18 protein-coding genes are annotated in these 18,832 nt (G+C 51.6%); 3 read left to right on the forward strand and 15 right to left on the reverse strand.

The genetic code is table 11. The annotated features are described in order from the left end of the window. Window positions 1-17: 17 nt before the first annotated feature. The 15 genes from cpsG to wza all read right to left on the reverse strand — a co-directional run bounded on the left by cpsG (window position 18) and on the right by wza (window position 15,859). Window positions 18-1,388 carry a colanic acid biosynthesis phosphomannomutase CpsG gene (gene cpsG / locus FEK46_RS09800; RefSeq protein WP_135559422.1) on the reverse strand — a complete coding sequence of 457 codons (1,371 nt, stop codon included), beginning with the start codon at window positions 1,386-1,388 and terminating at the stop codon, window positions 18-20. Between the two features lie 192 nt (window positions 1,389-1,580). Continuing rightward, window positions 1,581-3,017 (reverse strand): mannose-1-phosphate guanyltransferase, encoded by a 1,437-nt coding sequence (gene cpsB, locus FEK46_RS09805; RefSeq protein WP_135559421.1) that lies wholly within the window; start codon window positions 3,015-3,017, stop codon window positions 1,581-1,583. A gap of 2 nt (window positions 3,018-3,019) precedes the next feature. Then, window positions 3,020-4,243: a colanic acid biosynthesis fucosyltransferase WcaI gene (wcaI, locus tag FEK46_RS09810; protein WP_135559420.1), complete on the reverse strand. Its 1,224-nt coding sequence runs from the start codon at window positions 4,241-4,243 to the stop codon at window positions 3,020-3,022. Beyond that, a complete protein-coding gene (gene gmm, locus FEK46_RS09815) occupies window positions 4,240-4,719 on the reverse strand; it encodes a GDP-mannose mannosyl hydrolase (RefSeq protein WP_135407274.1) in 480 nt (159 codons plus the stop codon). The genes wcaI and gmm overlap by 4 nt, the downstream gene beginning before the upstream one ends. Window positions 4,720-4,721: 2 nt before the next feature. Continuing rightward, the gene (fcl, locus tag FEK46_RS09820; RefSeq protein WP_135559419.1) at window positions 4,722-5,687 is read right to left on the reverse strand and encodes a GDP-L-fucose synthase; all 966 of its coding nucleotides are present in this window, start codon (window positions 5,685-5,687) and stop codon (window positions 4,722-4,724) included. Window positions 5,688-5,689: 2 nt separating this feature from the next. Then, window positions 5,690-6,811 (reverse strand): GDP-mannose 4,6-dehydratase, encoded by a 1,122-nt coding sequence (gene gmd / locus FEK46_RS09825; RefSeq protein ID WP_000048207.1) that lies wholly within the window; start codon window positions 6,809-6,811, stop codon window positions 5,690-5,692. Window positions 6,812-6,837: 26 nt separating this feature from the next. Beyond that, complete coding sequence (gene wcaF, locus FEK46_RS09830; RefSeq protein ID WP_135491604.1) at window positions 6,838-7,386, reverse strand: colanic acid biosynthesis acetyltransferase WcaF; 549 nt, start codon at window positions 7,384-7,386, stop codon at window positions 6,838-6,840. A 15-nt stretch (window positions 7,387-7,401) separates the two neighbouring features. After that, window positions 7,402-8,148: a colanic acid biosynthesis glycosyltransferase WcaE gene (gene wcaE / locus FEK46_RS09835; protein ID WP_135559418.1), complete on the reverse strand. Its 747-nt coding sequence runs from the start codon at window positions 8,146-8,148 to the stop codon at window positions 7,402-7,404. A gap of 125 nt (window positions 8,149-8,273) precedes the next feature. Next, a complete protein-coding gene (wcaD, locus tag FEK46_RS09840) occupies window positions 8,274-9,494 on the reverse strand; it encodes a colanic acid polymerase WcaD (protein WP_135559417.1) in 1,221 nt (406 codons plus the stop codon). Beyond that, window positions 9,469-10,686 (reverse strand): colanic acid biosynthesis glycosyltransferase WcaC, encoded by a 1,218-nt coding sequence (gene wcaC, locus FEK46_RS09845; protein ID WP_135559416.1) that lies wholly within the window; start codon window positions 10,684-10,686, stop codon window positions 9,469-9,471. Before wcaC ends, wcaD begins: the two co-directional genes overlap by 26 nt. Beyond that, the gene (wcaB, locus tag FEK46_RS09850; protein WP_000888753.1) at window positions 10,683-11,171 is read right to left on the reverse strand and encodes a colanic acid biosynthesis acetyltransferase WcaB; all 489 of its coding nucleotides are present in this window, start codon (window positions 11,169-11,171) and stop codon (window positions 10,683-10,685) included. The genes wcaC and wcaB overlap by 4 nt, the downstream gene beginning before the upstream one ends. A gap of 2 nt (window positions 11,172-11,173) precedes the next feature. Beyond that, entirely contained in the window at window positions 11,174-12,013 is an 840-nt protein-coding gene (gene wcaA, locus FEK46_RS09855; RefSeq protein ID WP_000654503.1) for a colanic acid biosynthesis glycosyltransferase WcaA, read from the reverse strand. A gap of 92 nt (window positions 12,014-12,105) precedes the next feature. Then, complete coding sequence (wzc, locus tag FEK46_RS09860; RefSeq protein WP_130260012.1) at window positions 12,106-14,268, reverse strand: tyrosine-protein kinase Wzc; 2,163 nt, start codon at window positions 14,266-14,268, stop codon at window positions 12,106-12,108. 2 nt (window positions 14,269-14,270) lie between these two features. Beyond that, on the reverse strand, window positions 14,271-14,714 hold the full coding sequence (gene wzb / locus FEK46_RS09865) for a low molecular weight protein-tyrosine-phosphatase Wzb (protein ID WP_130206940.1): 444 nt from the start codon (window positions 14,712-14,714) through the stop codon (window positions 14,271-14,273). A gap of 5 nt (window positions 14,715-14,719) precedes the next feature. Then, window positions 14,720-15,859, reverse strand: coding sequence for a polysaccharide export protein Wza (gene wza / locus FEK46_RS09870; protein WP_000978094.1), 1,140 nt, complete (start codon window positions 15,857-15,859; stop codon window positions 14,720-14,722). 658 nt (window positions 15,860-16,517) lie between these two features. Here wza and FEK46_RS09875 point away from each other — a divergent pair. From FEK46_RS09875 to FEK46_RS09885, 3 genes are all read left to right on the forward strand, one after another. Beyond that, entirely contained in the window at window positions 16,518-18,101 is a 1,584-nt protein-coding gene (locus tag FEK46_RS09875; RefSeq protein WP_135407276.1) for a TerC family protein, read from the forward strand. 74 nt (window positions 18,102-18,175) lie between these two features. Next, on the forward strand, window positions 18,176-18,514 hold the full coding sequence (locus FEK46_RS09880; RefSeq protein WP_131161415.1) for a type II toxin-antitoxin system RelE/ParE family toxin: 339 nt from the start codon (window positions 18,176-18,178) through the stop codon (window positions 18,512-18,514). After that, window positions 18,504-18,794, forward strand: coding sequence for a helix-turn-helix domain-containing protein (locus tag FEK46_RS09885; protein ID WP_000687872.1), 291 nt, complete (start codon window positions 18,504-18,506; stop codon window positions 18,792-18,794). The genes FEK46_RS09880 and FEK46_RS09885 overlap by 11 nt, the downstream gene beginning before the upstream one ends. The last annotated feature ends 38 nt before the right edge of the window (window positions 18,795-18,832 follow it).

Consider the following 18,832-nt stretch of genomic DNA (forward strand, 5'->3'; position numbering starts at 1 on the left):
TAAGGGAAGATCCGACATTACTCGTTCAGCAACGTCAGCAGAGTTCGCGTTCGCGCTTCCATCAGCGGCACATCACCGCGCGATTCCACATTCAGGCGTACGACCGGTTCGGTGTTGGAAGAGCGCAGGTTAAAGCGCCAGTCGGTAAAGGTCATGCTGATGCCATCAGTGCGATCCACTGCCAACGCCTCACGGCTAAAATGCTGTTCGACGCGGTTAATCGCCTCAACGGGTTGCGCCAGTTTGCTGTTGATCTCACCGCTTGCCGGAAACGCCGCCATCCGGTCGCGCACCAGTTCGCCCAGCGTTTTCTCTTTCAGGCACACCAGTTCGGCTACCAGCAGCCACGGGATCATGCCGCTGTCGCAGTAAGCAAAATCACGGAAGTAATGGTGGGCACTCATTTCGCCACCGTAGATGGCGTCTTCCTTGCGCATACGTTCTTTAATAAAGGCGTGTCCGGTTTTCGACATCACCGGCGTGCCGCCTGCGGCAGTCACCACATCAACGGTGTTCCAGGAAAGACGGGGATCGTGGATGATCTTCGCGCCGGGATTTTTTTCGAGGAACGCTTCTGCCAGCAGTCCGACAATGTAGTAGCCCTCGATAAACTGCCCCTTTTCGTCAAACAGGAAACAGCGGTCAAAATCGCCATCAAAAGCAATGCCCATATCTGCGCCGTGTTTAATGACTCCATTGCGAGTGTCGTCGCGGCATTCCGGCAGCAGCGGGTTAGGAATACCGTTGGGGAAATTGCCGTCCGGCGTGTTGTGCACTTTGATTAACTCCACAGGCGCGCCGAGGGCTTTAAAGCGGGCTTCAATGGCGTCCACCACCGGACCCGCTGCGCCATTCCCGGAGTTAATCACCAGCTTGAGCGGCGTGAGGTTTTTGACGTTGATATAACCGAACAGGTGATCAACGTAAGCGTCACGCAGATTGATTTGCTGATAGCGACCACGTTTGGTTTCATCGACGGGAGGAAAGTCGTTGGCTTCTGCCAGACGCTGGACATCGCGCAGTCCGGTATCACCGCTGATCGGGCGAGCCCCTTCGCGCACCAGTTTCATGCCGTTATAATCCATCGGATTATGGCTGGCGGTGACTTCAATGCCGCCAGCCACGCCGAGATGGAACGTGGCGAAATAGATCTCTTCGGTGCCGGACATGCCAATATCCAGCACGTCGACGCCCGCATCCTGTAAACCTTTTGCCAGCGCCAGTTTTAAGTTTTCGCTGGTGAGGCGGACATCGCCGCCTAACACAATGGTTTTCGGTTTGAGAAATTCGCCATAGGCACGCCCAATACGCCAGGCAATATCTTCATTCAGTTCTTCGCCTAATTTTCCGCGAATATCATAGGCTTTAAAGCAGGTTAATTTTTTCATGTCGTTACCCTTTTTCAGGCAATAGTTGGCCCTGACCGAAGCGGCCAATTTTGTTTTTGTCGTTATTTACATCGCGGTTTCGCATTCATTGCCTGATGCGACGCTGCCGCGTCTTATCAGGCCTACAAACCCGAACCGTAGGTCGGATAAGGCGTTCACGCCGCATCCGACAGCCAGCGCCTGATGCGACGTTTACCCCCGTCCGTAGCGATCCGCGAAGCGCACCACATCATCCTCTTCGAGATAAGAGCCGGAGCGCACTTCAATTAAATCGAGCGGAATTTTCCCCGGGTTTTCCAGGCAGTGCGTCGCCCCCAGCGGAATATAAATGGACTCGTTTTCACCAAGCAGTTTGATATCACCGTTGATGGTGACTTTTGCCGTTCCCGCGACAACCACCCAGTGTTCCGCACGGTGATGGTGCATCTGTACCGACAAGCCCTCACCCGGTTTCACGGTGATGCGTTTCACCTGGTAGCGATCGCCCGCGTCGATAGAGTCATATTTACCCCACGGGCGATACACTTCGCGATGCACCCGATGCTCATGGCGACCATCGGCTTTGATCTGCTCGACCACTTTTTTCACATCCTGCACCGCATTACGGTCGGCAATCAGCACCGCATCTTTGGTCTGTACTACCACCAAATCTTTCACCCCGACGGTGGTGACCAAGCCAGATTCGGCATACACATAGCTGTTTTCAGTTTTGTGATTAATCACATCGCCGTGGCAAACATTGCCTTCCGCAGTGTGAGCGCTGATCTCCCATAAAGAGGACCAGGAACCGACATCGCTCCAGCCCGCATCCATCGGCACCACGACGGCATCTGCCGTACGTTCCATGACCGCGTAATCCACCGACTCTTCCGGGCAGGCGAGAAACGCTTCTTCATCCACGCGAATAAAATCGAGATCCGGATCGACGGCGCTCATCGCTTTTTCACAGGCATCGAGAATATCCGGGCGATATTTTTTCAGTTCTTCGAGATAGCGTCCGGCGCGGAACAGGAACATACCGCTGTTCCAGTAATATTCGCCGCTTGCCACATAGGCCTGAGCGGTTTCCAGATTCGGTTTTTCGACAAACTGCGCCACTTCAAAGGCCACCGTATCCTGCTCACCCGCCGACACTTCACCGCGACGAATATAGCCATATCCGGTTTCTGGTAGATCCGGCACAATGCCGAAAGTCACCAGTTTGCCCGCTTCGGCATACGGCATGGCGTTACGCACGGCGGCGCGAAAAGCATCTTCATCGGCAATCACATGATCCGCCGCCAGCACCAGCATTAATGGGTCGCTCTCCGGGCTATGACGTTTTGCCGCCAGCGCCGCCAGCGCAATGGCTGGTGCAGTGTTTCGCCCTGCCGGTTCGAGAATAATGTTCTCGGTGAGTTTGTTCAGTTGACGTAGCTGTTCCGCGACAATAAAGCGGTGCTGCTCATTGCAAATCACCACCGGGCTTTCGCACTCCACGCCGTTCAGGCGGCAGATAGTGGTTTGCAGCATGGTGAGATCGCCTTTCAGGCATAAAAACTGCTTGGGGTAAAGTACGCGGGAAAGCGGCCATAAGCGGCTACCGGAGCCACCTGCCATCACAACTGGATAGAGTTTCGACTGCGCCATAATTATCCCCGAATATCATTTATAAATTGACGTAACACGTTCTCTTTATCGAGCGTGCGTTCGGCATATTCACGTGCCACCGTGTTGTGTTTGGGCAGCAGGAGCGCCTGACGAATCCCCTCCACCAGCGCCTCGACCGATTCCGGTTCTACGCAAACCGCGATCCCCGGAAGGGTTTCGCAAAGCTGCCCCAGTTCTGTGTGGGCTTCTGCGGTAATCACCGCGTTACCGCCTACCGCCAGAATATTGGTCAGTTTCGACGGCAATACGGCATCTGCCGCGCCGCGTTTTTGCACCACCAGATGGCAATCGCCCATCTTCAGCAGTGCGGGTAAAGCGTCATACGATTGCAGCGGGAAAAATTGCATGTTGCGCAGTCCACGCTGCTGCGCCATTTTTTCCAGCCGCGCTTTGCCGCCGCCCTGCCCGACAATGGCAAAAATCAGCGGTTCATCGCGCAGGCGATCGGCAGCTTCAATAACGTTTTCCAGCCCCTGCTTTTCCCCAATATTGCCGGAGTAAAGAATGATTGATTTGTTATCCGGCAGGCCAAGTTGGTTACGAAGGGCATCAACATCGGCGTCTGCAACATGTTGAAAACGGGCGATTTCCGACCAGTTGGGGAAGAAGATGACGTTTTCCGCCGCCACGCCTTTTTCGATGGCTTTATTCATCATCGAACGCGAAATCGTGGAGACGTTATCAACGTGATGCAGTCCGCTACGTTCGAAGGCCGTCGCCAGCTGTGCCACTTTGCCGCCTTTGCCTTTTCCGGCAAGGCCCAGCCCCAGCATGGCATCCACTTCGTAATCCTGAATATGCAGCACGGTGCGCGCGCCAGAGAGTTTCGCCAGCAGGCGCATTCCCGGTGTGCAAAACAGTGTTGGTACTACGCCGATAATGCGATCCGGCTTCCAGCGACGTTGCGCCATCAGCGGAAAGAAACTGCTGGCGGCAAAACTGCCGAGATGCAACAGGCGTTTCAGGGTGCTCGGCTGTTTTGGCACGTACAGCGGGCAGCGCCACACCGTGGCGGCCCCCTCTTCTCGTTTGTACCGCCAGGCGGAATAGTTCTCGCCCACCTGCCATTGCGGGTAGTAAGGCGGTGCGGTAATGACCCGCACCTCATGACCTTGTGCCGCCAGCCATTCCACCATCTCGCCGGTGTATTTGCCGATGCCGGTTAACTCCGGCGAGTAGTTAATGCCGTAGACCAGTATTTTCATAATCCGGGTACTCCGGCATGCTTCTCAGCGAGAAAATAGGCGCGGCTGTTAGCGTGAACTTCGTCACTGGCGAGCAGCGCGTCCGGCGTCAGCCAGCGGTAATCGTCATGCTGCTCATCCGGCAGTAACAGCTCTTCTTCCGCTACTCTGAAGCGAAAACCGAGCACCACATAGTGAGTGGTGAAATCCGTGCCGGAGAAGTTATCGTCATAAAAGTGCTGCCAGACACCGTAAAACTGGCCTGCTGTTATCGGCAGACGCGGCCCCAGTTCCGCCATCGTCAGCCGCTCAAATGCGGCTTCCAGCGTTTCGTCTTTCTGCACGCGCCCTCCCGGCACAAACCAGTAACCCTGCGCCGGGCGGTTGGTTCTTTTGCCAAGCAGAAACTCGCCGCGACTGTTCTCGACAATAAAGTCGAGAGAGACAAGCGGAGTGGAGCGCACTACCGTGGCAAAGTCTTCCTGACGTAAAAACATCATTACCCCCGAAAGCGGTCTTGATTCTCAAGGAACCACTGGTAAGTGCTGGCAAGCCCCGCTTCCAGTGAGATTTCGTGATACCAGCCAAGCTGATGCAGGCGCGTCACATCCAGCAGTTTGCGCGGCGTACCATCCGGTTTGCTGGCATCAAAAACCACCCGGCCTTTGTAACCCACCACTTTGGCGATAGTTTGCGCCAGCTCGCGGATGGTGCAGTCAACGCCCGTACCGACGTTAATGTGTGACAGCATCGGCTGGGTGTTTTCCAGCCAGACTTCGTGCGCCAGCTCCATCACATGAATGCTTGCCGCCGCCATATCATCGACATGCAGAAATTCGCGCATCGGTGTACCACTGCCCCACACCACCACGTCCGGCGCATTCTGTGCCGTCGCCTCGTGGAAGCGACGCAGCAATGCTGGGATCACATGCGAGTTACTCGGATGGAAGTTGTCGTGTGGCCCGTACAGGTTGGTCGGCATGACTGAGCGGTAATCGCGTCCATACTGGCGGTTGTAAGATTCGCACAGTTTGATCCCGGCGATTTTGGCAATGGCATAAGGCTCGTTGGTCGGCTCCAGCGTGCCCTGTAACAACTCGCTTTCTGCCATCGGCTGTTTTGCCAGTTTCGGGTAGATACAGGACGATCCGAGAAACAGCAGTTTGTTCACGTCGTTCTGATGCGCGGCGTGAATGATGTTGCTCTCAATCATCATGTTCTGGTAGATGAAATCCGCCGGATACGTGTTGTTGGCAACAATACCGCCCACTTTCGCCGCTGCCAGATAAACCTGGTCAATGCGCTCGCTGGCAAAGAAATCATGCACCGCGCAGCTTTCCAGCAGGTTCAGTTCGTCGCGGGTGCGTAATACCAGCTCCACATCACCGCGCTGTTCGAGCTGCCGCCTGATGGCGGAACCGACCATCCCGCGATGACCAGCGATAAAAATGCGTTGTTTACTCATGCTTATGACTCCAGCGCGATCGCCACGTCGTAGCCGTGAGATTTCAGCAGAGAATGTTTTTTCGCCGCTTCGAGATCATTAGCCACCATTTCAGACACCATCTCTCTGAGAGTGATTTCCGGTTTCCAGCCCAGTTTTTCGTGCGCTTTGGTCGGGTCGCCGAGCAGCGTTTCAACTTCAGCCGGACGGAAGTAACGCGGGTCAACGGCGATAATCACATCACCCGGTTTAACGCCCGGCGCGTCATGCCCAGTGACGGAAACCACAATGCCCTTCTCTTCAACACCCGTGCCTTCAAAGCGCAGTTTGATGCCCAGCTGTGCTGCTGCCATTTCTACGAACTGACGCACGGAGTACTGAACGCCGGTGGCAATAACGAAATCTTCCGGTTGTTCCTGTTGCAGCATCATCCACTGCATTTTTACGTAGTCTTTGGCATGGCCCCAGTCACGCAGGGAATCCATATTGCCGAGGTACAGGCACGACTCCAGCCCCTGGGCGATGTTGGCGATTGCGCGGGTGATTTTGCGGGTAACGAAGGTTTCGCCGCGGCGCGGGGATTCATGGTTGAAGAGAATACCGTTGCAGGCGTACATGCCGTAGGATTCGCGGTAGTTAACGGTGATCCAGTAGGCGTACAGTTTGGCGACCGCATACGGAGATCGCGGGTAGAACGGCGTGGTTTCTTTCTGCGGAATTTCCTGCACCAGACCGTACAGTTCAGAGGTGGAAGCCTGATAAAAACGGGTTTTCTTTTCCAGACCGAGGAAGCGGATCGCCTCCAGCAGGCGCAGCGTACCCATCGCATCAACGTCTGCGGTATATTCCGGTGACTCGAAAGAAACCGCAACGTGGCTCATTGCGCCCAGGTTGTACACTTCATCCGGCTGCACTTCACGCAAAATGCGCGTCAGGTTGGAGGTATCACTCAGGTCGCCATAATGCAGATGGAATTTCGGATTGCAGGTGTGCGGATCCTGATAAATGTGATCCACGCGCTCGGTGTTGAATGACGATGCACGACGCTTAATACCATGCACCTCGTAACCTTTTTCCAGCAGAAGTTCTGCCAGGTAAGAACCGTCTTGTCCGGTTACACCGGTGATGAGAGCGACTTTTGACATGTCTTATTCCTCTGTATTTTTTGAATTTATTCAGTTTCAACGCGTTCGCGTATCACCACTGCGGGATTCCCCCGGCAAACCATATTTGCCGGAAGCGATTTAAAAACACTGCTTCGCGCACCCACGACGGTGCCGTCGCCGATCGTGACGCCAGGCGCGACAAAGACATCTGTCGCCAGCCAGCATTTCTCGCCAATCACAATAGGCGTGGCGTTAATGGTGAAATGTCGACTTGCGTGGTCATGGCTACCGGTGCACAAATAACTTTTTTGTGAAATCACTGAATGTGCACCAATGGTTATTTCGCCGAGGGTATATAAATTGACGTCATCGCCGACCCACGCGTAATCACCTAAAGTTAATTTCCACGGATAGGTAATTTTTACTGACGGACGAATAACTACGTTTTTTCCTATTTTTGCGCCGAATAAACGTAATAAAAAAGCCCGCCAGCGATACAATACTTGTGGCGACCAGGCAAATATTGTTGCCTGTACTGCCCACCACAATTGCACTTTAATAGCGTTGCCGCCCCGGAACCCTTTCGGCACCGAGAAACCGCTTAAATCTTGCATTGTTTTCCCTTATATTCAGCTTTTGTTATATAAGGCTTTCGTCTTTGAGGTAGTGCGCTGGCGTAAATGCCAGGATAATTCTGCCCAGAAGCCAGGCACATGTAATATTTGTCGTTGGACTTTTTTCGCATCGGCACACAATTCCATATTATTGGTGGTAGATACCCCACCCATGGAAAATTCAGACACCAGGCCATTGAGTTTTTTAAATGCATAACCAGCTTTATACATTTTGGCCGCCAGCGCGTAATCGGAAGAAACTTTATATTCCAGGTCATAACGCCATTTTTTCAAGCCTGATACCGGGAAAAATATCGCCTGATGACTGGCGGGCAAGCTGTGATAAATATACCAACCCGGTTTGGCGCTACGTTTAATTTTATGTCCGTCGCCAAAATCCAGCAGCGCATCGCCGGTGATCATCACGTTATCTTTTTGCATTTTTAACTTACGGACAAAATGTGCGGCATCCTGATGGAAAATATCGCCCGAGTTGAGAAACAACGCGAACTTGCCTTGCGCCATTTCTATGCCTTTGTTCATAGCGTCATAGATACCGTTATCTGGCTCGCTGACAAAGCGTAGGTTATAGATACCATTGAGATTTTCCAGATACTCACGGGTACCGTCGTTGGAACCGCCATCGACAACAATCCATTCGAAGCTGATATCGTCCGCCTGCGCCAGATGCGCCAGCGAGGCATGTGTTTTGACTATCCCTTCGAGGTTACGAAACGCGACAGTGATTATGCTAAGCAACATGTTTTACCTCGTTATCCCCGTCCTACTTCAAGCTGCATGTGCGTTGATTTTCCTCGCTCACCCCAGTCACGTACTCGTGTACGGTCCTGGGGATTCGCTGCGTCACCAACTTCCTGCAACTCGAATTATTTAGGGTGTATATTTAACGCTTTTCGCAAAATAAACGGACAGACGATTAAAAATGCATATTCCGGGCTAAATATCGAACCGGTAAAAAACAGCGATACCGGAGTAAAAAGATATAATTGCACGCGAAAATTGCGGTTATCACCAAAAGCGTTGATCATCATTTTCATTACTTTCCCCATGTACCACAGCGATAAAAACACTGCGAACCAGGAAAAATAAATAATCAGCAGATACAAACCATTGTCTATGGTTTTTCCAACATCCGCACCGTTAAATATTCCGAATGATGCGACATATTCATAAAGTGAGCCAAATCTGACTACACCGTCAATATGGGTCAAAGAATAACCGACCATCACCAGCGGACCGACAATACGATAATATGATGACGATCCTTCTGTGCCCAAATCTCCCAGACGGGTGGAAATATAAGGAAACGCGATTACCACACCAACCAGGAATACAGCCAGAGAAATCAATGCTAACGGTAACTTTTTCTTAATCGCCTCTTTATTCAGATATTGAAATGCCCACTCCAGCAAATAAAACAGGATAAAGGTCATAACCCCTGAAAACGATCCAGATAATATTATTCCTGCGAGAATCATAGCATCTGTTTTAGGCGTTTTGATACCAAACTGTTTGATACTGAGCCAAATTGAGATTAATGCCAGAGCGAAAAATGCCGGTTCGAAATAAAGTGCTGTCGTGCGCTTGCCGCCGAATTTAATGAAATTCAGTACATAGCTGTTGCTGTAAATCAGATATTTCGAAATCGACTCCATAATACTGCTGCCGCCGGTGAGGATAATTTGCGCCATCTCCACCGCCGCCAGCGCCACCACCAGCCCGACCACCAGATAAAAGAAACGCAATATCTTGCGATGGTTGTGTGGCGAAATTGTTTTAAAACGAATACTCCACACCATACCAATAATGATCACAATATAGACAAACAGCATGGTTGAAGTGACGTATTTACTGGCATCCAACGACTGACCAAACAGGTAGTTAAACGCCGTGAGTCCCGCACCAATCCCCAGGGCAATCATCAATTTTTTAACGCTAATGCGTTCTAAAAACAGCAGTAACAAGACAGGTAAAAAAGTGACGATGGTGATGGGGAAACTTTCGCCAAGCTGGGTGATTTTGACGTTAACCAGCAGGTAGATCAGCGGCAGCAGCAGGTAGCTACAGATTCTGATAGACGTTGACATACTCCTCCAGCATCTGTTGTCCACTGTAGGCGGCGCGGCTGCGTTGGCTGAACTCAGCCAGCGTGGTACCAAATATCGCCTGCGCGATTTCCGGTTTGCTTAACTGCACCAGTTGCAGCACGTCTTCTTCGCTGACCGTTTTACCGCCGGATTTTTGCAGCACTTCCCGCGCCGCATCGCTATGGGTGGCGATTACAGGCACACCAATCGAAAGCGCCTCACACAAAATCAGCGGGTAGTTATCGACGCGAGAACTGAACACCAGCGCATCCATCTGACTGAGCGCGCTCATTAACTTACGTTTGTCGGTTTCAAAGCCGTGATTGACCACGTTACCAGCGGTGAACGGCGAGAACTTACCGAAGGTATGCAGTTCGATTTTGTTGCCCAGCGCCATCATCTCGCGCACCAGTCGCTGGTTAGTTTTGCCGTCGTAACGCAGGTCATGCGCCACCACCGCGATTTTCGGCTTGCCCTGAGTTTCGCGCACCGGAGGCAAGTCCGCCAGAATCGCCTCGGTTGCCATATCAATGCCATTATTGATAATCCGGCAACGCCCTGGACCGTACAGGCTATTGAAAGCATCAGCCACATGCTGGCTGGGGGAAATAAACTGACAGCCCAGTGCCAGCATCTCACGGAATAACTGGCGTTTGCCCGCCACCAGCTGGTGCGCGCGATCAATCTTCACCGGCGGATAATTATTTAAGGTCGGGCATTTCTGGCAGCCCGTTTTCCAGCCTTCACAACCATCAGTAAAGGCGCAGCGCCCGGTAACACTCCAGTGGTCGTGCAGCGTCCAGACCAGAGTGACGTCCGGTTTATGGTTTTTCACCTTTTCGCAAAAGCGCACCACGCTGTTAAGATTCAACCAGTAGCTATGCAGCACATGGAAATGCAGGACCACCGGTCCCGGGGTGCGAGTAATGGTGCGATATAACTCATTGAAATTGCCAAACAGATCGCGATTAAACAGACGAAACAGGGCAATGTTCGCCATCGCGGTCATCCGCGGCGTATGTTTGATGACCTGCGGATAGTTTTGATGACTGACGCTCTCTTTGCCGCCTTTGCCGTAGCCGTAGACAAAATGTGATGCCAGCCCCTGTTGCAGCGCACGCTGGTGGAGATCTAACGCCACACCTGCCGCCCCGCCTTCCGCCAGTCGCACATTAAATTGCAGAATATTCATTTAATTACCTTCACTCGCGCTTTTTCTCCCACCACCAGCGCGTTGTCCGGGACAGAGTCGAGCACCACGCTGCCCGCACCCACGGTGACGTTGTTACCAAGCGTGATATCACCAAGAATAATGACGTTGGCACCGAGTTCGACGCCGTTGCCAATGTGTGGACATGCCATATTATCGGCACCCCGATTGCCGATAGTGACACCGTGGCGAATGGTGAAATCATCCCCCGCTACCACGTTTTTATTGATCACTACGGCGTAACCGTGATGGATAGTGAAACGGCGGCCAATGGTTGCGGCAGCCTGGATTTCATAACCGAAAAAGCATTCGGTGATAATGCGATACAGCACCAGCAACGGGACCGCCCACAGATTGTTGAGGACGTTCTTTTTGCGCCACACCGAACAAAAATGAGCAACGCGATAGGCAAGAACCATGCAGCACGGGCGTAAACTCCAGCTGTTGGCACGCAGATCTTCCAGCATCCTTAACGCCCCCGAATACCATCAGCCAGACGTTTGCCATTCCGCACCGACAGCAGTGTCAGCAAAGTGCGCCAGGTCATACGTTTATTGCGGATCTGGTAGAGGGTAAACAGCTGGTATTTTTTGCTGGCACGGTCGAATTTGTCTTTGTGCTTGCGGTAAAAGTGGAAGTATCCGGAGAATTTTTTCGGTGACGAGGTGATCTGCATTTCGCCGTGATTGATATGCAGGATCTGCGTCGCCTCTTCCACTTTCCACGGTTCGCCGTACTCCACCACCATCCGCAGGAAGATGTCGTAATCCTGTGCCGCTTTCAGTTCGGTATCGAACAAACACTCTTTGAAACGCCATGCCCAAGTAAAAACCTGATTGCCAATGATATTGCGTTTGTAAAACAGGCGGCGTGAATACGGCGATTTGGGATACAGCGGTAAGCTTGCCGGTTGGGAATAGACTTCGCCCTGGCAAACGTAGTCGTTAGCGTACAAAAAGGCGTGAGTGACCAGTTGCTGTTTATGGGCGAGGAAGACGCTCAGGCGGTTGGGTGTCCATTCATCATCATCATCGATCCCGGTGATGTATTCCCCTTGCGCCAGCATAATCGCCTGGTTACGTACCGCGCACGCCCCGCTGTTAATGTCGTTGTGGATGTAAGTGATACGCGGATCGTTGAGGGCGGTGACGTACTGTTGCAGCTGTTCCCAGGAGGTGGAGCAATCATCCACGATGATCATCTCCCAGTTGCTATAGTCCTGGCGCAGGACCGATTTTATCGCCCGAATCGCCAGTTGTTGGCGGTTCCAGGTCGGCATATAGATTGAGATCAGCGGATTGTCTTTCATAGTTTGTTCTCCCGGCTTATGAGCTGGTTTGCTTGCCGGATGCGGCGTGAACGCCTTATCCGGCCTACGGGGCGGTGCGAATGCAGGTGTCGTTATTTCGCGTCCGACTTATATTCGTATTCGTAATAGCCATAATCCTGATACGCGCTGGCGCGGCGGAAGATGGAGTTCAGAATCACCCCTTTCACCGGAATACCGTTTTGCTCAAAGCGGCTCAGACTGGTTTCCACTTCTTTCAAGGTGTTGACCGCATAACGCGCCACCATCAACGTGGTTCCGACATGACGCCCGACAATTGCCGCATCGGTCACTGCCAGAATCGGCGGCGTATCAATCAACACCAGGTCGTAGTTTTTACTCGCCCAGTTCACCAGTTCGGCAAAGCGTTCGCTCATCAACAGTTCAGAAGGATTTGGCGGCACCTGACCGCGCGGGATCAGGTCAAATTTGGCAATAGAGGTCGGTTTTGCAGCGGTAGTAATATCGCCCTGACCAATCAGAATTTCAGACAGGCCATTAACGTTATTGGTGCCCAACAGCTCGTGGGTGTAGCCTTTGCGCATATCGCAGTCGATCAACAACACCCGTTTATTGGTCTGGCTGATCACCGCCGCCAGGTTGGCGCAGACAAAGGTTTTACCGATTGACGGGCTAACCCCGGTCATCATCAACACATTGTTCTGCGCCTGCATCATCGCGAAGTGCAAACTGGTACGCAGACTGCGGATGGCTTCAATCGCCAGATCGGTTGGATTCCCCACCGCCAGTAGCTGGCTCTGTTTATAGCGTTTAATCCCTTTGATGGTTTTGACGCTATCGCGCGCTTTTTGCCATTCCGACAGCGGGATGCTGGCATAGACGCTGATACCGTGCTCTTCCAGCACCTGCGGGCTTTCGATACCGCGATTAAACAACGAGCGCAGCAGTACACCCACGATAGAGAGCATCAAGCCAAGGATAATCGCGCCGAGGATAATCAGCCCTTTCTTCGGTTTCAGCACGCCAGGCTGGGTGATTGCCGGGTCAACAATGCGCACATCGCCGACGGTACTGGCTTCGGTGATTTTCAGCTCCTGCTCTTTATTCAGCAGTTGCATATAGACCTGCTGACCAGACTCGACATCGCGGGTCAGACGGACAATTTCCTGCTGGGTTTTCGGCATCGCCGTTACGCGACCGTTAAGTTTGGCCTTTTCATCTTCCAGCGCCTGACGTTTCTCCAGCAGCGTACGATACGCCGGGTGAACTTTGGTGAACAGCTTAGAAATTTCCGCCTCTTTAAAGGTCAGTTCGTTCAGCTGCGCATCGATGTTCACCATCGAATCGAGCACCGCTTTTGCTTCCAGCGGCAGATCAACAGAATCTTTATCCTGACGGAAGGCATTCAGTTTGTTTTCGGCAACATCGAGGCGGCTACGTACTTCCGGTAACTGTTGCGCGAGGAAAGCGAGGCTTTTCGACGCTTCCGCCGATTTGCGCTCAATATTTTGTTCCTGATAGTTACGGGCGATGCTGTTAAGAATGTCGCGGATCTGTTCGCGATCTTCACCGGTATAAGTCAGGCTCAGTACGCCTGCGTCTTTGCCGTTCTCCGTTACCGTCAGGCTGTTTTGCAGTTGATTGATCATCCCCAGCGTGGAGTATTTGGTGACGGTAAACTCACTGCCCGGGCTGGCGTGAATAGCTTCAACCATCAGCGTGACGCCTTCTTTTGTCAGCATCTGGCCCGCTTGCCCACGGGCGCTAAAGCCGCCATCGCTGCTCAGAGTGTAGTTTTTATCGTCCAGCACATTAAGCGTAAACACCTGATCCGCCATCTCTTTCGGACGGTTAAAGGTAGTCACTTTCACTGTCTCGTTCTGACGACCCATCAGGCGATCCCAGCCCGCACCGAAAATCGGGAACGTGTTTTTGCTCACCGCAATATCGAGGTCGAGATCGTCCACCGTTTTACCAAGCACCAGACGCGAACGAATCAACTGGATCTCAGCGTCCGATGCTGGCGGTTTGTTGGCTAATGCCGATCCGATATCCTGCACCAGCGAATTGCCACCGCTTTGCTCAATTTGTACCAGTGCGTCGGCACTATAAATCGGCGTAGCGAAGAAGGTGTAAACCACGGCACAGAGGGCGAATACGGCGGTGATGCCAATCACCCACCAGCGCGCTTCAATGACGGTGCCGACCAGGCGACCGATATCGATTTCATCACTGCCCGTTACCGGAGCGGCATGTTGTTTTACTTTTTCTGTCATTCTTATACCTGCTCTGCGTTCAATGCCTGCGCCCACTGGCGGGCAGACCGTTCAAGTAATGTGTACACCGCTGCAAACGTTTCCCGACTTTTGCGATACGGATCGGGGATTTCACATTCGTTATCCCAGTGACCAAACAGCATCACTTTGCCGCGCATCTCAGGTGCCATCTCGCATAAGCGTTCGATATGGCGCTTTTCCATGGTCAAAATCAGGTCATAGTTGCGACACAGGCGGCGGCTGATTTGTCGTGCACAGTGGCCTTCCAGAGACAGTTGATGTTCTGCGGCGACGCTGATAGCGGTAGGATCAGCGCCCTTACCGACCAGCGCGCCGAGGCCAGCGGACTCCACTTTCAGCTCCGGATGATAACGTTGCAGTAAGCGTTCCGCCGTCGGGGAACGGCAAATATTGCCGACACAGACAACTAAGATGCTGTTAAACATGACGATTACCAGTTATGAATGTCGCTGGCTGTATCCGTCATGTAACGGACACCGCTAATAGTTGGCAGCAACTGATTGATCAGACGGTTCCAGCGGGAAACCGGGGCGGTGGTGACATACACCACGTCATAAGGTTGCAGGCGGAATTCTGTCGCCATCACCAGCGACGTGGCATCGGACATATCCAGCTGGTAGATATTGGCAATCTTGCCGTTACGCCCGCCCTCGCCTTTCAGCGGACGAATGACAAAAATGCCGCTGGCGTTGGAGGTGGTCATGTCGATGCCTTCAGCATTGCCCAGGGCTTCAGTCAGGGTCATGCCGCTAAAGTCCATTTTCAGGGTGCTCTGTTTCTTCACTTCACCCATCACAAATACTTTCAGATCATCATTACGCGGCACGTAGAGAATATCGCCGGGGTAAAGCAGTCGGTTCTGATTGAGGTCGCCGTTTTGCATCAGCGCCTGCAAAGAAATGCGTTCTTCACGACCATTGTGTGTTAGCACCACGTTGCGCCAGTCAGCGGTGTCGGTCAGGCCACCAGCGGCGTTGATGGCATCGAGAATGGTCAGTGGTACGTTGGTGATCGCCTGTTGACCGGATTTATTCACCTGACCGGAGATATACGCTTTTTGCGAGCGGAAGGCGGCGATATTAACGTCCACCTGCGGGTCAGCGATGTACGTCGCTAAGCGCCCGGTAATATCACTGCGGATTTCAGCGAGCGTTTTCCCCACTACGTGAACCTTGCCGATATACGGGTAGAACATGGTTCCGTCAGGCTGTACCCAGTTGCCGGTGTCGCTGGAGCTACGATACTGACCGGCTGGCGTGGTGAGTTCCGGGTGATCCCAGACGGTGACATTAAGAACATCGCCCGGCCCGACGCGATACTGGTAATTCGCGATCTCACTTTCCAGCGTCATATTGGGGCGCGCTACATTCGGGCGTGGGCGTAATTGATCAATCAGGCGCGGGGTCAACGGATAAACATTCACCATTTTGTCGAGATCGAAATCAGCGTCCTGCTGTTTGATGACGTCTTTCCCCATCGTCGACATATTGCTGCCCGGAAGTACTGTGCAACCGCTTATCAAGGTTACTGACACCAATAATGGCATCAATTTCATTTTGGATTTCATCATTGTTTATTTATCACTTTGGCAGAGTAATTATCCTGTGCACTATTAATAGCAATGTCGCATGCACATTTACCTTGCAGTTAATTGAATAAGAATTTAACTGGCATCAGTCCTAAAAAAATTGATTTCATCCGCTGGCTATTGACAGAATAATTCAGACTGGTCTTTCAGGCATCCAGACACGCTACCGCCCCTGGCTTTTTAGCTACCAATACACTGATTTAGTTTATATTTTCCAACTCTTTCATCATGCAGTCGTTTATGAAAAAGCGTTATTCGGTGAATTAATTTTCCAGATGTAATGTGGCATTATGATATTTGAATATTGGCGCTCCAATAATGCAGGAGGAAGTGTTACAGCTAACGGAATAGCAGGCAAGGTAACAATTCGGTAATTGGCTATTTTTAAGAATTATATTAAGTGTCATTCGTGGTATTTTTTAGGAGTTTCTTTAGGTTGACAATATTTAATATAGCGTCTCTATATGCGGTATTTCTTAAATAATATTTAATCATTCCCGCTTTTAATTCAGGGATAATGCGATGTTATAATCCTCAAATAATGTGAGATAAATAGTGCCGCAACATTGCATTTTTGCCCTGATTTATCCATGATCGAATTGTGACATTTGTCATACAACGAATAGGTTTTGTACTTACTATGGAATGGATTGCCGATCCGTCTATCTGGGCCGGGTTAATCACGCTGATTGTGATCGAACTGGTCCTCGGCATTGATAACCTGGTCTTTATTGCCATCCTCGCCGAAAAACTACCGCCGAAGCAGCGTGACCGCGCACGGGTTACCGGGCTGCTGCTGGCGATGTTAATGCGCCTGTTACTGCTGGCGTCAATCTCCTGGCTGGTCACCCTGACTCAACCACTGTTCAGCTTCCGCTCGTTTACCTTTAGCGCCCGCGACTTAATCATGCTGTTTGGTGGTTTCTTCCTGTTGTTCAAAGCCACGATGGAGCTGAACGAACGGCTGGAAGGGAAAGACAGCAATAACCCCACACAACGCAAAGGTGCGAAGTTCTGGGGCGTGGTGACGCAAATTGTGGTGCTGGACGCCATCTTCTCACTCGACTCGGTGATTACCGCCGTCGGGATGGTTGATCATTTACTGGTCATGATGGCCGCCGTCGTTATCGCTATCAGCCTGATGTTGATGGCCAGCAAACCGTTAACCCAGTTCGTTAATAGCCATCCGACCATCGTCATACTCTGTTTAAGTTTCCTGTTGATGATTGGCTTTAGCCTGGTGGCGGAAGGTTTCGGATTCGCCATTCCGAAGGGCTATCTGTACGCTGCCATTGGTTTCTCGGTGATGATCGAGGCGCTCAATCAGTTGGCTATCTTTAACCGGCGACGTTTTCTCTCCGCTAACCAGACGCTGCGCCAGCGGACTACCGAAGCGGTAATGCGTCTGCTTAGCGGGCAAAAAGAAGATGCGGAACTGGATGCCGAAACTGCATCAATGCTGGTGGATCATGGCGACCAGCAAATCTTTAATCCGCAGGAACGGCGGATGATTGAGCGGGTACTTAATCTTAACCAGCGTACTGTCAGCAGTATTATGACGTCACGCCACGACATTGAGCATATTGACCTCAACGCGCCGGAAGACGAGATCCGCCAGTTGCTGGAGCGAAATCAGCACACACGCCTTGTGGTCACCGACGGTGACGATGCGGAAGATTTGCTCGGTGTCGTTCACGTTATCGACCTGCTACAACAGTCACTGCGTGGCGAACCGCTCAACCTGCGGGTACTGGTTCGCCAGCCGCTGGTGTTCCCGGAAACCTTACCGTTGTTACCGGCTCTGGAGCAGTTCCGTAATGCCCGCACGCACTTTGCTTTTGTGGTGGATGAGTTTGGTTCAGTGGAAGGGATTGTGACATTAAGTGACGTCACTGAAACCATTGCCGGTAACTTACCGAACGAAGTGGAAGAGATTGACGCCCGCCATGATATTCAGAAAAACGCCGACGGTTCCTGGACGGCGAATGGTCATATGCCGCTGGAAGATCTGGTGCAATATGTGCCGCTGCCGCTGGATGAAAAACGTGAATATCACACTATCGCCGGGCTGCTGATGGAATATTTACAGCGCATTCCAAAACCAGGTGAAGAAGTTCAGGTAGGGGATTATTTGCTTAAAACGTTGCAGGTGGAAAGCCATCGCGTGCAGAAGGTGCAAATTATTCCGCTACGTAAGGATGGCGAGATGGAGTATGAGGTGTGATAAAACATCAAATGCGCAGGTTCAAACTGCGCATTTGATTTATACAAAATTTAGTATAATCTAAGGATGGAGTAATGAGAAAAAAGCTGGCTTTTCTTGATACCAGTCTTGACGATTTACGCGCATTTCCAGAATCGTCTCGACAGGAAATTGGCTATCAACTCGACAGGATCCAACAAGGGTTAAACCCATACGACTGGAAACCTTTTTCAACTATCGGCCCTGGTGTGCGAGAGATTCGTACTCGCGATGCTGATGGGATCTATCGCGTCATGTATGTCGCAAAATTTGAAGAAGCGGTTTACGTATTGCATTGTTTTCAAAAGAAAACACAGACTACCAGTCAATCGGATATTGATTTAGCCAAACGACGCTATAAAGAACTTGCTCAGGAGCGAAAAAATGAAAATTGAAACCTTTGATAGTGTGTGGGATGCGGTGAGTGACACCCCTGAACAAGCGGAAAATATGCGGATCCGTGCCGAGCTTGTAACGATCATTAATAACTGGATTGAACAACAAGGGTTTAGCCAGGCTCAGGCAGCGTCTGCTTTAGGGGTCACTCAACCTCGCATATCTGAACTTGCCAGAGGTAAAATCCAGATCTTTAGTATCGATAAATTGATCACCATGATGGCTCATGCAGGATTGCATATTCAACGTATTGAAGTTCAATATCCACATGCTGCTTAGTGCTATAAATACAGATGGCGACAAATTGACGCCGCCAT

The sequence above is a fragment of the Escherichia sp. E4736 genome, assembly GCF_005781225.1.
Classification (GTDB): Bacteria; Pseudomonadota; Gammaproteobacteria; order Enterobacterales; family Enterobacteriaceae; genus Escherichia.

Coding starts and splice junctions, on each gene's coding strand:
- cpsG (WP_135559422.1), bottom strand. CDS start 1,388: ATGAAAAAATTAACCTGCTTTAAAGCCTATGATATTCGCGGAAAATTA.
- cpsB (WP_135559421.1), bottom strand. CDS start 3,017: ATGGCGCAGTCGAAACTCTATCCAGTTGTGATGGCAGGTGGCTCCGGT.
- wcaI (WP_135559420.1), bottom strand. CDS start 4,243: ATGAAAATACTGGTCTACGGCATTAACTACTCGCCGGAGTTAACCGGC.
- gmm (WP_135407274.1), bottom strand. CDS start 4,719: ATGTTTTTACGTCAGGAAGACTTTGCCACGGTAGTGCGCTCCACTCCG.
- fcl (WP_135559419.1), bottom strand. CDS start 5,687: ATGAGTAAACAACGCATTTTTATCGCTGGTCATCGCGGGATGGTCGGT.
- gmd (WP_000048207.1), bottom strand. CDS start 6,811: ATGTCAAAAGTCGCTCTCATCACCGGTGTAACCGGACAAGACGGTTCT.
- wcaF (WP_135491604.1), bottom strand. CDS start 7,386: ATGCAAGATTTAAGCGGTTTCTCGGTGCCGAAAGGGTTCCGGGGCGGC.
- wcaE (WP_135559418.1), bottom strand. CDS start 8,148: ATGTTGCTTAGCATAATCACTGTCGCGTTTCGTAACCTCGAAGGGATA.
- wcaD (WP_135559417.1), bottom strand. CDS start 9,494: ATGTCAACGTCTATCAGAATCTGTAGCTACCTGCTGCTGCCGCTGATC.
- wcaC (WP_135559416.1), bottom strand. CDS start 10,686: ATGAATATTCTGCAATTTAATGTGCGACTGGCGGAAGGCGGGGCGGCA.
- wcaB (WP_000888753.1), bottom strand. CDS start 11,171: ATGCTGGAAGATCTGCGTGCCAACAGCTGGAGTTTACGCCCGTGCTGC.
- wcaA (WP_000654503.1), bottom strand. CDS start 12,013: ATGAAAGACAATCCGCTGATCTCAATCTATATGCCGACCTGGAACCGC.
- wzc (WP_130260012.1), bottom strand. CDS start 14,268: ATGACAGAAAAAGTAAAACAACATGCCGCTCCGGTAACGGGCAGTGAT.
- wzb (WP_130206940.1), bottom strand. CDS start 14,714: ATGTTTAACAGCATCTTAGTTGTCTGTGTCGGCAATATTTGCCGTTCC.
- wza (WP_000978094.1), bottom strand. CDS start 15,859: ATGATGAAATCCAAAATGAAATTGATGCCATTATTGGTGTCAGTAACC.
- FEK46_RS09875 (WP_135407276.1), top strand. CDS start 16,518: ATGGAATGGATTGCCGATCCGTCTATCTGGGCCGGGTTAATCACGCTG.
- FEK46_RS09880 (WP_131161415.1), top strand. CDS start 18,176: ATGAGAAAAAAGCTGGCTTTTCTTGATACCAGTCTTGACGATTTACGC.
- FEK46_RS09885 (WP_000687872.1), top strand. CDS start 18,504: ATGAAAATTGAAACCTTTGATAGTGTGTGGGATGCGGTGAGTGACACC.